Here is a 13555-nt window from a genome sequence, read left to right as displayed (position 1 = left end):
CTGCACGGGCGGCGCCGCGTCACCAGCCTCGAATGCAGGGACGTAAGAACTGCGGCGCGCGGATCACTTCTGTGTCAGGTCCGTGATGACGGCCAGCGTCCAGGTGCGCAGGGCCTGAATCGCCTCAAGCGGCGGGGTGGTGCGCTGGGCGGTGTTCTGCTCGGTGTCGTACTGCAGGAACGCGGTAATGCGCCCTCGGCCCCGCGACGTCGGACGGTGGTCGGCCTGAGCAGGCTCCGGTTGCTCTGTCGGCTGGTCGCCGGCGGGGCCGTGCGTTGCACAGCACGGGTGACTTTCCCTGGGTGGGAGTTGTTCAACTGCACTGCTGCCCGAAGAAGCACATGGACGATGCTGACCTCCGCCTCGTCCGAAGGGAGCCCGGCAGCCCCTGCCGGGCAGATGCGGCAGGGGCTGTTACCGGGGCATGGGATCACCGGATCACTCGCACTCCGACACGTAAGGGTCGAAGGCATGCTTCTTCGCCTTGCGTTCCACATTCTCGGAGCAGTTGTCAGAGTCGAGTACACCAACGGCCAGCCGGATGTCGCCCTCGACGTTCTTCGTGTTCGCGCATGCAGCCACCACGATCCAGACAGCGGGCGGCGAGCAGCATTCACGGCGCACTGCAGTGAGCCCGCTCGGCCACCTGGTAACGCTCCACCAAGTGCGGGTCCATCGAGGCGGACCCAGATCCGAAGAACTTGCCGAACCGCTCCCGGTACTGCTGGAACCAGTGCGGTCGCTCGGACAGGAAGAAGACGTCGTGCAGGGCGATGGCGCGGATGGCGAACAAGGGCAAGGGTGCCTTGCTCACCGTGAAGCGGGGGTTGCGTGCGGCTGTCACCTCGCAGTTCTCGTGGAACTGGCCGATCATGAGCCCCTGGGCCACGAAGGCGTCCTTCACCCGGGCATGGGCCTGGTCGAGCAGCCCGGTGTCCTCGCTGCGCAGGTCGGGAAGTGCGACCACCATGGCCCGCAGCATGGGATTGCGACCCTGCCAGGACGTCAGCTCGTACTCTCGCAGGCTGCTGAGGGCTATCTCCTCGATCAGCTCGAGGGTCGGCGCGTGGCCGGCCAGCCGCAGGCGGATCTCCATCGTCCGGTTCTTGCGTGAGGGTGCCACGAACGGACAGATGGGCCCCGAGCGGCCGATCTCCGGATGGCTCGCCGAGATGTACTCGGTCAGCCATTCCTCGACCGTGTCCAGCGCGGACGCGAAGTCGACCATGGATGCCGTGGACGTCATGACGCACCGGTCAGTTCGGCGACGCGGTCGACGGCGACGCGTGCGAGCCGCTGGACCTCCGACTCCTCCGGGACCCGGGCGTTGACGAAGGTGAGAATGTCGTCCTTCGCGACGACCACCCAGGCGGACTCGATACGGAAGTGGTCGACGGTGGACAGCCACCGCGCCAGAAAACCGCCGTCTCCCAGCTCGACGGGGGTCAGGTCCACCCTGGAGATGTCGAGCCGCACACCGTCGTTGAGCTCCATCCGGTACTGCGCGCAGGCGTGCACCGCGTCGTGAAGTTCCTGGTAGATCTCCCGGCAGGTCGCCTCGCCGAACTGGGCGACATGGTGGAACACCACCGATCCCACGACGTTCGTGAACAGCGCGGAGGCGTGGTGCACCGTCTCGGGATGGGTGCCGTGCGTGAGCATGTTGGTCAGGTCGACGATGGCCCGTCCCGACTCGTCGCCGGAGACGAAGGCGGGATCGTAGGCGGCGCTCGGCTCCTCGCCGTAGAACGACTCCTCGAGGTCCTCCTCCCGTAGCAGCAGCTGCTGGAATGCGGCGTCGTCCATCGAGACTCCTATCGGCGTACGAGGCTCAGCGGGCGCATGTCGGTCCAGTGCTCCTCGACGTAGGCGAGGCAGGTCTGGCGGTCGCTCTGGCCGAGCGCGACGGTCCAGCCCGCCGGCACCTCGGCGAAGGAGGGCCACAGCGAGTGCTGGCCCTCGTCGTTGACGAGCACCAGGAAGGTGCCGTCGGGGTTCTCGAAGGGGTTGCTCATGATCGCTCCCTGCGCGTGGGGTCGGACGGGGCCAGATGGGCCGGTCGCGGTTCCTGTGCGATGCCGGTCAGGTAGGTGTGGATGCCGTCGATCGAGGTGAACTGCGCCATCTCGTCGAACTGCGGGTCGATGACCACGCCGTGCCGCTCCTCCAGGACGTGTTGGAGGACCACCAGGGTGAAGGAGTCGATCACCAGCTCGGCGTCGTCGGTCAGCTCCTCGGACGGCCCGAGGCCCGCGTTCTCGGTCAATATCGCCCTGAGGTCGTCCTTGGAGATCACCGGACCCCCTGTGCCCGCGAGGGCGAGTCCGACATGACGTGTCCGTGCATCAGCGCGCGGTCGCGGACCAGCTTCCCCATCGAGTTCCGCGGCAGCAGTCGCGTGACGTGGAACCTCTTGGGGATCTTGACGGGGCTCAGCCGCTCCCGGCACCAGACCGTCAACTCGTCCGCGTCGACGGCCGGGTCGGCGCCCACGAACGCCTCGATGACCTCTCCGTGCGTCACGACGGCCTCCGTCACCCGGTCGTGGGCCAGAAGGACCTTCTCCACTTCTGTGAGATCGACCTTGAGTCCGCCGATCACGGCCAGCGAGTCGGCCCGGCCGAGCATGCTGAGCATCCCGGTCGCGGGGTCCTGCCGGACCCGGTCGTAGGTCCGCAGCCAGCCGTCCGTGTAGCGGTCCGCGTGCTCGCCGTACAGATACGGCGAGCGGTCCATCCGCACGTACAGCTCCTCGTCGACGACCTTGACCTCGGCCCCCGGCACCGGGAGCCCCAGCTGCGGAGGGACGGACGTGCCGGACAGGTCACCGGCGATCAGTCCGATCTCGGTCAGCCCGTAGACCGGGCTGACCGACAGGCCGAAGCGTGCGCGGAAGTTCTCGAAGGTCTCCTGCGGCACCCGCTCGCCGCCGGACACCGCGAGGCGCAGCGCGGGCAGTCGAGGCCGGTCGGCGACGCGGGACAGCAGGTCGTAATGGACCGGGGTGCCGTAGACGGCGGTCGCCCCGCCGGTCGCCATGAGCCGTAGGACCTCGGCCGGGCGCAGCGTCGGCGGAACGATCAGCGTCGCCCCGGAGGCGAGGGCGTGCAGCACGCCGCTGACCAGCCCCATGTTGTGCATGACCGAGTTCAGCAGCATCATCCGGTCGCCCGCGCCGGGGACTCCCGGGAGCGCGGCGTGCCGGTCGATCTCGGCCAGCACGGACTCGGCGGGCCGACCGATCACCTTGGGCCGGCCGGACGAGCCCGAACTGAACTGCACCAGTTGTATGCCGTCGACGGCGGGCCGGCCGTCCGGCAGCCGCCGGGCCGTGAAGCCGGACCCTTGCCGGAACCCGGTCACCGGCCCGCCGGCGCCGGACGCGGCGACGAGGTACTGCGGACGCACCAGCCGGACCAGCGGTTCGTATTCGGCCGGCTTGAGCCGGAAGTCGACCAGGACCACCTGCGCGCCACGGCTCCACAGGGCCAACAGGACCTGAATATAAGTGAAACTCGGCGTCATCCTCAGGAGAACCGAGCTGCCTTCGCCGATTCCCTGGTCACGGAAAGTCTTCTCGAATTCGGCTACCGCGCCGCGTAACTGTCCCCGGGTGACCGAAGCGCTCGAAACGGCCCACGGGTCGTCGTCCGCGCCACGGTTCAGCAGATGACTTACCCACTGCGTTTTTGCCATACGGGTTTCCTTTTGTGAAACAGCCTCGGGAAACGTGTGATCGGCATTTATGAGAAATGAAGCTAACACTGTCGAGAAACGGCGGGCAAGAGCCCATCGATCAAGCCGAACCGCCTCCGAACCGCCTTCGAACCTCCTCCGACCGGCCTCCGATCGGCGCGCAGGTTCCGACGCGGGCCGCCGCACCGGCGGGGCGCGGTGCCGCCGGGGAGAACTTCGTGCAGCGTATGGCGAGCGTCGGCCACGCCCCGCCGGGTCGTCCCGCGTGTCCCGCCGGCGGGACACGGCCCGGACCTGCTCGTGGCATAGGAGATTGATCTCCTTGACCCTCCGGATCTTCGGGAGTTAGGTTCCCTCTGCCGCGTTTCCGGGCGATTGCGTCCGGCTCCAGTTCACGCACGGCGATCCATGTCGCTTCGACAGAGCGCAGGATGCGCGCAGGTCGCCGTTCTGTTTCTGCCCACTTCTGCGCGATCGAATTGACGACGCGTATCTCAGGACATCGTGAGTTTCATTCCTGCCTCTCCGGCCATCCGTGCGGGGGAATTCTCGGAGGTGGAGACTTGTCCGTCAGTGCAGGCACCACGTGCACCACGCTGCCCCTCACGGCTGCGCAACGCGAGATATGGATCGCCGAGCAGCGACTGGGGAGAGGAAATCGCGTTTTCCGGGTGGGGGAGTACCTGGAGATTCAGGGACGTGTGGACGCGGAGCTGTTCGCGCAAGCCCTGGGACTCGTCGTCGCCGAAGCGGAGGCGCTGCACGTCCGCTTCGTCGAGGAAGCCGGCGAGGTCCGGCAAGCGCTTCAGGAGCCTGTCGACCGGCCGCTCGCGGTCGCCGACCTCAGTGCGGAGCCGGACCCCGAACAGGCCGCCCGCGACTGGATGGACACCGCGGTCGCCCGGCCCATGAACCTGACCGAGGGCCCGCTGTTCGAGTACGCGCTCCTGAAGCTGAGCGCCGACCGCTTCTGGTGGTACCAGGGCTACCACCATGCCGTGATGGACGCCTTCGGGGCCTTGCTGATCACGCGCCGGGCCGCCGACGTCTACACCGCCCTCGCCGGAGGCGGCCCGGTGGGAGCCAGCCCCTTCGGCACGCTGTCCGACCTGGTCACGGCCGATCAGGCGTACCAGGAGTCGAAGCGGTTCGCCCAGGACAGGGCGTACTGGACGGAACGCTTCGCCGACCGTCCGCGGCCGTCCGGAATCGTCGGCACGCCGTCGACCACACCGGAGCGCTATCTCCGGCACACCACCGCACTGGAGCCGGCGGAACACACGGCACTGCGCGCCGCGGCCCGCCGGGCCCGCGCCCCCTGGTCGCACCTGGTGATCGCCGCCGCGGCCCTCCACGTCCACCGGACGACCGGCACGACCACCGTCGTCCTGGGCCTGCCGGTGACGGCCCGCCTCACCCAGGTGGAGCGCCGCACCCCCGGCACGGCCGCCAACGTCCTGCCGCTCCGGCTCACGCTACGGCCCGAGCTGACACTCGGTGAGCTCCTCGCCCAGATCGGCGAGCGCGTGCGCGAACTGGGCGGTCACCAGCGGTACCGGGCCGAGGACATTCAGCGCGACCTCGCACTGCCCGGCCGCCTGGGGACGTGGTACGCACCGGTCGTCAACGTCATGTCCTTCGACTACGCGATCACCTTCGCCGGTCTGCCGACCACCGCGCACAACCTCACCTCCGGCCTGGTGGGCGACCTCACCCTCGCCGTGTGGGACCGGCGCGACGGCGCCGGACCGGCAGTCGACGTGAACGCCCACCCCGACCTCTGCACGCACGACGAACTGGCCGTTCACCACCAGCGCCTGCGCACGGCCCTGCGAGCCGTCACGGCAACGGATCCTTCCCGGCCGATCGGGCGGATCGATCTGCTCTCCGCGGAGGAGCGGGCGGTTGTGCTGGCGGTTCCTGCGGTCGCCGAGTCTTCGCGGGTGACGTTGCCGGGGTTGTTCGAGGAGCGGGTGGCGGTGGCGCCGGATGCGGTGGCGGTGGTGTGGGAGGGGGCCGCGCTGTCGTACGGGGAGTTGAATGAGCGGGCGAACCGGTTGGCTCATGAGCTGGTCGGTCGTGGTGTCGGTCCGGAGGATGTGGTGGCTCTGGCGCTGCCGCGGAGTGCGGACCTGGTGGTGGCTGTCCTGGCGGTGCTCAAGGCGGGTGCGGCTTATCTTCCTGTCGATCCGGGGTATCCGGCGGCTCGTGTGGCGCACATGGTCGCCGATGCGCGGCCCGCTCTTGTGCTGACGACGAGTGAGCATCGTCCCTCGGCAGCCATGGTCGAGGAGATGCCCGTACTGCTGCTGGACGTGCTCGATGTGACGGGTCGGTCCGCGGACAACCCTGTCACCGCGCTCGCGCCCGGTCATCCCGCGTACGTCATCTACACGTCCGGCTCCACCGGCCGGCCCAAAGGCGTCGTCGTCGCCCACCGCAATGTGGTGCGGCTCTTCGACGCCACCCGGAAGTGGTTCGGCTTCGGCCCCGACGATGTGTGGACGCTGTTTCACTCGTACGCCTTCGACTTCTCCGTCTGGGAGCTGTGGGGAGCGCTGCTGCACGGCGGCCGGCTGGTCGTGGTGCCGTACGAGGTGAGCAGGGCGCCCGGCGCGTTCCTGGATCTGCTGGCCGAGCACGGCGTCACTGTCCTCAATCAGACGCCGTCGGCCTTCTACCAGTTGGCGCAGGCCGACGCCGAGGCCTCCCCGACGGGCCGTGCACTCGCCCTGCGCACGGTGGTGTTCGGCGGTGAGGCACTCCAGCCGTCCCGCCTCGCCGACTGGTACCGGCGCCACCCCGACGACACGCCGGCGCTGATCAACATGTACGGCATCACCGAGACCACGGTCCACGTGACGTACCAGCCGCTGACACGGGAGCGAGCAACCGCGGCGGCGGCCAGCGTCATCGGCGTCGGGATCCCCGACCTGCGGACGTATGTGCTCGGCCCCGGGCTTGAGCTGGTGGCGCCCGGCGTGGTGGGGGAGCTGTACGTCGCGGGGGCCGGTGTCGCGCGCGGCTACCTGGGCAGGCCCGCGATGACTGCCGAGCGGTTCGTGGCGGACCCCTACGCGGCCGAGCCGGGTACGCGGATGTACCGCACCGGTGACCTGGTGCGGTGGAACCACGATGGCGAGCTGGAGTTCGTCGGCCGCGCCGACCAGCAGGTCAAGATCCGCGGCTTCCGCATCGAGCCCGGCGAGATCGAGAACGTGCTGACCGACCACCCCGACATCGCTGAGGCGGCGGTGGTGGTCCGCGAAGAACAGTCCGGCGATGCCCGCCTCATCGCCTACGTGGTGGCACGGGAAGCCCTCCGTGCCGAAGAGGTACGGGACTTCGCGCGGGGCCGGCTGCCCGACTACATGCTCCCCGCCGCCGTCGTCGTACTCGAGCGCATGCCGCTCACCGCCAACGGCAAACTGGACAAGGCGGCGCTTCCGGAGCCGGACTTCACCGTGCTCAGGCCGGGGCGGGAGGCGCGTACGCCGCAGGAGCAGATCGTGTGCGATCTGTTCGCGCAGGTGCTGGGTCTGGCTCGGGTCGGCGTGGACGACGACTTCTTCGACCTGGGCGGGCATTCGCTGCTGGCCACCCGTCTGATCGCCCAGATCCGTGCCGCGTTCGGCGTGGAGCTGGAGCTGCGCGCGCTGTTCGAGGGTCCGACGCCGGCCGCGGTGGCCGCACTCCTCGACACCGCGGCACCCGCTCGGCCGCCCCTGGCGACGCGGGAACGCCCGCAGACCCTTCCGCTCTCGTCCGCCCAGCGGCGGCTGTGGTTCCTGCACAAGATGGAGGGGCCGAGCGCCACCTACAACATCCCGCTCGTCGTGCGGCTGAGCGGTGAGCTGGACCGTGACGCGCTCCGTGCCGCGCTCGGTGACGTGGTGGCCCGGCACGAGAGTCTGCGGACGGTGTTCCCGGAGGCCCACGACGCTCCGTACCAGCACGTCCTCGACAGCGTGAGCGTCGAACTGCCCGCCACCGACATCACCGAGACGGAGCTGCCGGAGGCCCTGAAGTCAGCGGCCCGGTATGCCTTCGACCTGGCCACCGAAATCCCGCTGCACGCCGAGTTGTTCACGGTGTCAGAACACCGACACGCGCTGCTGCTCGTCCTGCATCACGTCGCGGGGGACGGTTGGTCGTTGGGTCCGCTCGCTGCTGATCTGACTCGTGCGTATACGGCGCGGGTGGAGGGGCGGGTGCCGCAGTGGCGTGGGCTGCCGGTGCAGTATGCGGACTACACGTTGTGGCAGAACGAACTTCTGGGTGACCAGAATGATCCGGACAGTCTGTTCGCGACGCAGATCGCGTACTGGACGGAGGCGTTGGCGGGTCTGCCGGATCAGCTGACGCTTCCGACGGACCGTCCGCGCCCGGCGGTGATGACCTACCAAGGTGACTACGTCACGGTCGACATCGATCCGGATCTGCATCGGCGTCTGGCGGATCTGGCGCGGGCGTCGGGCGCGAGTCTGTTCATGGTGTTGCAGGCGGGGCTTGCGGCCTTGCTGTCCCGGTTGGGGGCGGGTGAGGACGTTCCGGTCGGGAGTCCGGTGGCGGGGCGTACAGATCAGGCGTTGGATGAGCTGATCGGGTTCTTCGTCAACACGCTGGTGCTGCGCACGGACACGTCCGGTGATCCGAGTCTTACGGAGTTGGTCACTCGGGTGCGGGAGAGGAGTCTGGCCGCTTACGCGCACCAGGATGTTCCCTTCGAGTATCTGGTCGAGCTGCTCAATCCGGCCCGGACCTTGTCGCACCATCCGCTCTTCCAGGTGATGCTGGCCCTCCAGAACGCGCCCGAGACAGAACTCGAGCTTCCAGGGATGCGAGCCGAGGTCGAGCTGGGCAGGACGGGCACGGCGAAGTTCGACCTGTTATTCAGCCTTGCCGAACGGCGCGGTGCTCATGGGGAGCCGCAGGGGATCAGTGGGGCGGTCGAGTACTCCAGCGACATCTATGACGCTTCCACGGTGCGGGCGCTGTTCGAGCGGTGGCTCCACTTCCTCGACGTCGCCACCACCCACCCCGACCGGCCCCTCAACCACATCGACATCCTCACTCCCGACGAACACCGGTATGCCGTAGTCGACTTCAACGACACGACGGATGCCGTGCCGGATGCGTCGTTGGGCGAGCTGTTCGCGCGTCAGGTATCACAGACACCGGATGCCCCGGCGGTCACTGACGGTGCCACCACTCTCACCTACGCACAGCTCGACGCGCGGGCCAATGAACTCGCGCACGATGTGGTCGGCAGGGGAGTGCTGCCCGGTGACGCGGTTGGTGTCCTTCTGGAGCGTTCGATCGCGTCGGTCACCACGGTCCTCGGGTTGATGAAAGCCGGCGCCGTCCATGTGCCTCTCGACGCCCGTTACCCGGCCGAGCGCATCCGCCACGTCCTCGCCGACACCGGAGCACGTTTGCTGATCGCCGACGAACAGTCGATTCCGGCATCAGGTGCCGAGGCCGTGGAGTTGCTCCGAACCGAGTCTCCTCAGCCCTTGGCGTCCGACCCCGGTGATCCCGGGGTGGGTGTGTGTGCGGGGGATGCGGCGTATGTGATGTACACCTCGGGTTCGACGGGTGCGCCCAAGGGGATCGTGGTGACGCACGGCAATGTGGCCGCGCTGGCTCTGGACCCGCGTTTTGACCGCTCGGCGCATCGACGCGTCCTGTTGCACTCGCCGGCCGCGTTCGATGCCTCGACCTATGAGTTGTGGGTGCCGCTGCTGAACGGCGGGACCGTGGTCGTGGCCCCGGCCGGGGACCTGGACGTGCCCGCCCTGCACCACACCATCACCACCCACGGCGTGACCGCGTTGTGGCTGACCAGCTCCCTCCTGAACGTGATCACCGAGCACGCTGCACAGGCGCTGTCGGGGGTGCATCAGGTATGGAGCGGCGGCGAGGCCGTGTCCGGGGCCACGGTGCAGCGTCTGCACGAGGCCTGCCCGGAGCTGATGGTCGTGGACGGCTACGGGCCGACGGAGACGACCACCTTCGCCACCCACCACCCCGTGTCCCGCCCTTACCGTGGCGGTGCGACGGTACCGATCGGCCGTCCGATGGCCAACACCCGGGTCTATGTCCTGGACGCGCGCCTGCGGCCGGTCCCGCCGCGGGTGACCGGCGAGCTGTATATCGCCGGGGCGGGTCTGGCCCGCGGCTATCTCAACAAGGCGGGCATGACGGCTGAGCGGTTCGTCGCCGACCCTTACGGCCTTGAGCCGGGCGGGCGTATGTATCGCACCGGTGACCTCGTGCGCCGTAATGCCGCCGGGGATCTGGAGTACATGGGCCGCGCCGACCAGCAGGTCAAGATCCGTGGCTTCCGGATCGAGCCCGGCGAGATCGAGAACGTGCTGACCGGCCATCCGGCGATCGGGCAGGCCGCCGTGGTCGCCCACCACGAGCAGCCCGGCAGCACCCGCCTGATCGCCTACATCGTCCCCGACACCGACGAAACACCGGCGGACCTGCGTGAGTTCGTACGGCAGCGGCTGCCCGAGTACATGGCGCCGTCCACGTACGTCACCTTGGACCGGCTGCCGTTGACCGCCAACGGCAAGCTCGACCTGGCCGCGCTGCCCGCACCCGATCCGGGCGCGGGGGCGGACGTGCCGCGTCGTGAGCCGCGGACCGAGCGTGAGCGACTGCTGGGGACGCTGATCGCGCAGGCCCTGGGCGTGGACGAGGTCGGGCCCGACGACGACTTCTTCGCGCTCGGCGGTGACAGCATCGTCTCGATCCGGCTGGTCAGCCTCGCTCGCTCGGCAGGTGTCGGATTCGCGGTCCGTGACGTCTTCGAGCAGCGGACCGCGGCTGGACTGGCCGAGGTCGCCGAGGAACTGGCCGTGTCGGCGCCCGGCCCCGACGACTCGGGCGTGGGAGGGATGGTTCCGACCCCGATCATGCGCTGGTACGACGCGCGCGGTGGCGACATCGACGCCTTCCATCAGGCGATGCTGCTGGAGGTGCCGGCCGGACTGCGCGAGGACCACCTCGTCGCGGCCGTTCAGGCGCTCGTGGACCACCACGACGCGCTGCGGTTGACCCGGACACCGAGCGGTCAGGACGATGGGCAGTGGTCGCTCCAGGTGGGCCCGGTGGGGTCCGTCCCGGCCGCGGACCTAATTCACCGTGTCGAGACCGGCGGCGCCGTCGACGCGACGCTGGTCCGCGCACAGGCGAAGGCGGCGTCCGCCCGCTTGTCCGCCGCGCGTGGCCCGCTGCTCCAGGTCGTCTGGTTCGACGCCGGACCAGCCGAACGGGGCAGGCTGCTGGTCGTCGTCAACCATCTCGTCGTCGACGGGGTGTCCTGGCGGATCCTGCTGCCCGATCTCATCGCAGCCTGCGAGGCCGTCGAGGACGGTCGACCTCCACGGCTGGACCCGGTGGGCACCTCCCTGCGCCGCTGGGCGAGTCTCCTCGCCGTCGAGGCCCGGCAGCCGGCCCGCACCGCCGAGGCGGCCCTGTGGACCGGACTGCTCACCGCGGCCGACCCACCGCTGACCGCCGGCCGGCTGGATGCCACACGGGACACCGTGGGCCGCGCCCGCGATCTCACACTCTCCCTGCCACCCGAGGTCACCACCCCGCTCCTGACGACGGTGCCCACGGGCTTCCACGCAAAGGTCGACGACGTCCTGCTCACCGCGCTCGCCCTGGCGGTCGCTCAGTGGCGCCGGACCCACGCACGCGGACGGCACACGGCTCTCCTGGTGGATGTGGAGGGACACGGGCGCGAGGAGATCGTCGAGGGCACGGACCTCTCGCGCACCGTGGGATGGTTCACCTCGCTGTATCCGGTCCGCGTCGACCCGGGGCCCCTGGCCTGGGAAGAGGTCGTCGACGGCGGGCCGCCGCTCGGGCAGGCCCTGAAACGGGTCAAGGAGCAGGTCCGCTCCCTGCCCGACCGGGGCATCGGCTACGGCCTGCTGCGGCATCTCGATCCCGGCACCGGACCGGAGCTCGCCGGGCTCGCCGTACCGCAACTCGGATTCAACTACCTTGGCCGGTTCCCCTCGGCGGGCGCCCCGGTGGTCCCCGGCCGCCCGGAATGGACCGTGGCCGCCGAGACGGGCCTGCTGAGCGGCGCCGACCCGGCGACCGCGCTCGCGCACGGGCTCGAGGTGAACAGCATGGTCCGCGACGCCCCGGGCGGGCCGGAGCTGGAGGCCGTCTGGAGCTGGGCGCCGGACCTCTGGACCGAACGGCACGTCCGAGCCCTGGCCGACCTCTGGTTCCGGGCGATCCGCGGACTGGTCCGGCACGGCGAGAGCTCCGGCACCGGCGGCCACAGCCCCTCGGACTTCCCCCTGACCGAACTCAGCCAGCACGACATCGAGCAGCTCGAAGCAGCGTGGAGGGTGCAGAAATGACGTCGTCCGGCCTTGAAGACATCCTCCCCCTCTCTCCGATGCAGGAGGGGTTGCTGTTCCACTCCCGCTATGAGCAGGACGGCGCGGACGTCTACGCGGTGCAGCATGTCTTCGCCATCGAGGGCGCCCTCGACGCGGCGCGGCTGCGGGCCGCCATGCTCGCACTCGTCCGACGCCACCCGAACCTGCGCGCCGGTTTCCGCCAGGTGGAGTCCGGCCAGACCGTACAGCTGATACCACGGCAGGCAGACGTACCCTGGGACGAGTTCGATCTGTCGCCCCTCCCCGACGCCGACGCGGAGGCGGAGCTGGCCCGGCTCGCCGCCAAGGAGCACGCCCGCCGCTTCGACCTGGCCGAGCCGCCCCTGCTGCGCTTCTCCCTGGTGCGCCTGGCCGCCGAACGGCACCGCCTCATCATGACCACCCACCACATCCTGCTCGACGGCTGGTCGACGCCCCTGCTCGTGCGCGAGCTGACCACGCTGTACGACAGCCAGGGCGACGCCACCGTGCTGCCCCGAGTGGCCCCCTACCGGCAGTACCTGGGATGGCTCACGCAGCAGGACCAGCCGGCGGCGGAGGCCGCCTGGCGGGAGGCGCTCGGCGGACTCGAACAGCCGACGCTGCTCGCCCCGGTGGACCCGGGCCGCCCCGGACTGATGCCGGAGCGGATCACGGTGGAGCTGGACGAGGACCGCACGGCAGCGCTGGCCGACCGGGCGCGCAAGCACGGCGTGACCCTGAACACCGTGCTCCAGGCCGCCTGGGGGCTGGTGCTGAGCCGGCGCACCGGCCACGACGACGTCGTGTTCGGGGCCGTTGTGGCCGGGCGCGACCCTCAACTGCCAGACGTCGAGAACATGGTGGGTCTGCTCATCAACATGGTGCCGGTACGGGTGTCCATGGACCCGGCGCAATCACTGCTGGCCACCGTCCGCCAGGTGCAGAGCGCGCAGTCGCGGCTCACCGGGCACCATCACCTCGGGCTCGCCCGCATCCAGCAACTGGCGGGCCTCGGCGACCTCTTCGACACCTCACTGGTCTTCGAGAACTACCCGTGGGACGAAGCCGGCGAGCGGCCGGAGACCGGCCTGTGGATCACCCCCGACCTGGCCCGTGGACGGGACGCGACGCACTACCCACTGACCCTGATCGCCGCCCCCGGGCGCCGTCTGTACCTCCGCCTGGACTACCGCGACGACCTGTTCGACCGCGCGACGGCCACCCGGTTCGTCGATCGGCTGATCCGGGTGCTCGATCTCTTCGTCACGGATCCTTCCCGGCCGGTCGGGCGGATCGATCTGCTCTCCGCGGAGGAGCGGGCGGCTGTGCTGGCGGTTCCTGCGGTCGCCGAGTCTTCGCGGGTGTCGTTGCCGGGGTTGTTCGAGGAGCGGGTGGCGGTGGCGCCGGATGCGGTGGCGGTGGTGTGGGAGGGGGCCGCGCTGTCGTACGGGGAGTTGAAT

General features: G+C 69.6%; 7 protein-coding genes. 2 read left to right on the top strand and 5 right to left on the bottom strand.

Translation table 11 applies throughout. The features are described 5' to 3' along the window. Window positions 1-613 precede the first annotated feature (613 nt). Genes ACH4RC_RS40165 through ACH4RC_RS40145 form a run of 5 tightly spaced genes read right to left on the bottom strand, consistent with a single transcriptional unit; the run spans window position 614 to window position 3696 of the window. Window positions 614-1246: a DUF6875 domain-containing protein gene (locus ACH4RC_RS40165; protein ID WP_398209626.1), complete on the bottom strand. Its 633-nt coding sequence runs from the start codon at window positions 1244-1246 to the stop codon at window positions 614-616. After that, window positions 1243-1806, bottom strand: a complete 564-nt coding sequence (locus tag ACH4RC_RS40160) for a hypothetical protein (protein ID WP_398209624.1) — start codon at window positions 1804-1806, stop codon at window positions 1243-1245. The genes ACH4RC_RS40165 and ACH4RC_RS40160 overlap by 4 nt, the downstream gene beginning before the upstream one ends. Before the next feature lie 8 nt (window positions 1807-1814). Further along, window positions 1815-2015 (bottom strand): MbtH family protein, encoded by a 201-nt coding sequence (locus ACH4RC_RS40155; RefSeq protein ID WP_043382691.1) that lies wholly within the window; start codon window positions 2013-2015, stop codon window positions 1815-1817. Continuing rightward, window positions 2012-2296 (bottom strand): hypothetical protein, encoded by a 285-nt coding sequence (locus ACH4RC_RS40150; protein ID WP_398209622.1) that lies wholly within the window; start codon window positions 2294-2296, stop codon window positions 2012-2014. Before ACH4RC_RS40150 ends, ACH4RC_RS40155 begins: the two co-directional genes overlap by 4 nt. After that, window positions 2293-3696, bottom strand: a complete 1404-nt coding sequence (locus ACH4RC_RS40145; protein WP_398209621.1) for a class I adenylate-forming enzyme family protein — start codon at window positions 3694-3696, stop codon at window positions 2293-2295. The genes ACH4RC_RS40150 and ACH4RC_RS40145 overlap by 4 nt, the downstream gene beginning before the upstream one ends. A gap of 431 nt (window positions 3697-4127) precedes the next feature. On the opposite strand from ACH4RC_RS40145, the gene ACH4RC_RS40140 reads away from it, so the two are divergent. Beyond that, entirely contained in the window at window positions 4128-12092 is a 7965-nt protein-coding gene (locus ACH4RC_RS40140) for an amino acid adenylation domain-containing protein (protein ID WP_398209619.1), read from the top strand. Further along, window positions 12089-13555: condensation domain-containing protein (locus ACH4RC_RS40135; RefSeq protein ID WP_398209617.1), on the top strand; the 1467-nt coding region annotated here is incomplete at its 3' end. The genes ACH4RC_RS40140 and ACH4RC_RS40135, both read left to right, overlap by 4 nt.

The sequence above is a fragment of the Streptomyces sp. NPDC016845 genome (assembly GCF_044332585.1).
Classification (GTDB): Bacteria; Actinomycetota; Actinomycetes; order Streptomycetales; family Streptomycetaceae; genus Streptomyces.
Note: the sequence above shows the minus strand (reverse complement) of the source record. Positions and strands in the feature narration are given on the sequence as shown.

Excerpts from the sequence above, each read along its gene's own strand:
- ACH4RC_RS40165 (WP_398209626.1), bottom strand. The coding sequence starts at position 1,246 with ATGACGTCCACGGCATCCATGGTCGACTTCGCGTCCGCGCTGGACACG.
- ACH4RC_RS40140 (WP_398209619.1), top strand. The coding sequence starts at position 4,128 with ATGCGCGCAGGTCGCCGTTCTGTTTCTGCCCACTTCTGCGCGATCGAA.
- ACH4RC_RS40145 (WP_398209621.1), bottom strand. The coding sequence starts at position 3,696 with ATGGCAAAAACGCAGTGGGTAAGTCATCTGCTGAACCGTGGCGCGGAC.
- ACH4RC_RS40155 (WP_043382691.1), bottom strand. The coding sequence starts at position 2,015 with ATGAGCAACCCCTTCGAGAACCCCGACGGCACCTTCCTGGTGCTCGTC.
- ACH4RC_RS40160 (WP_398209624.1), bottom strand. The coding sequence starts at position 1,806 with ATGGACGACGCCGCATTCCAGCAGCTGCTGCTACGGGAGGAGGACCTC.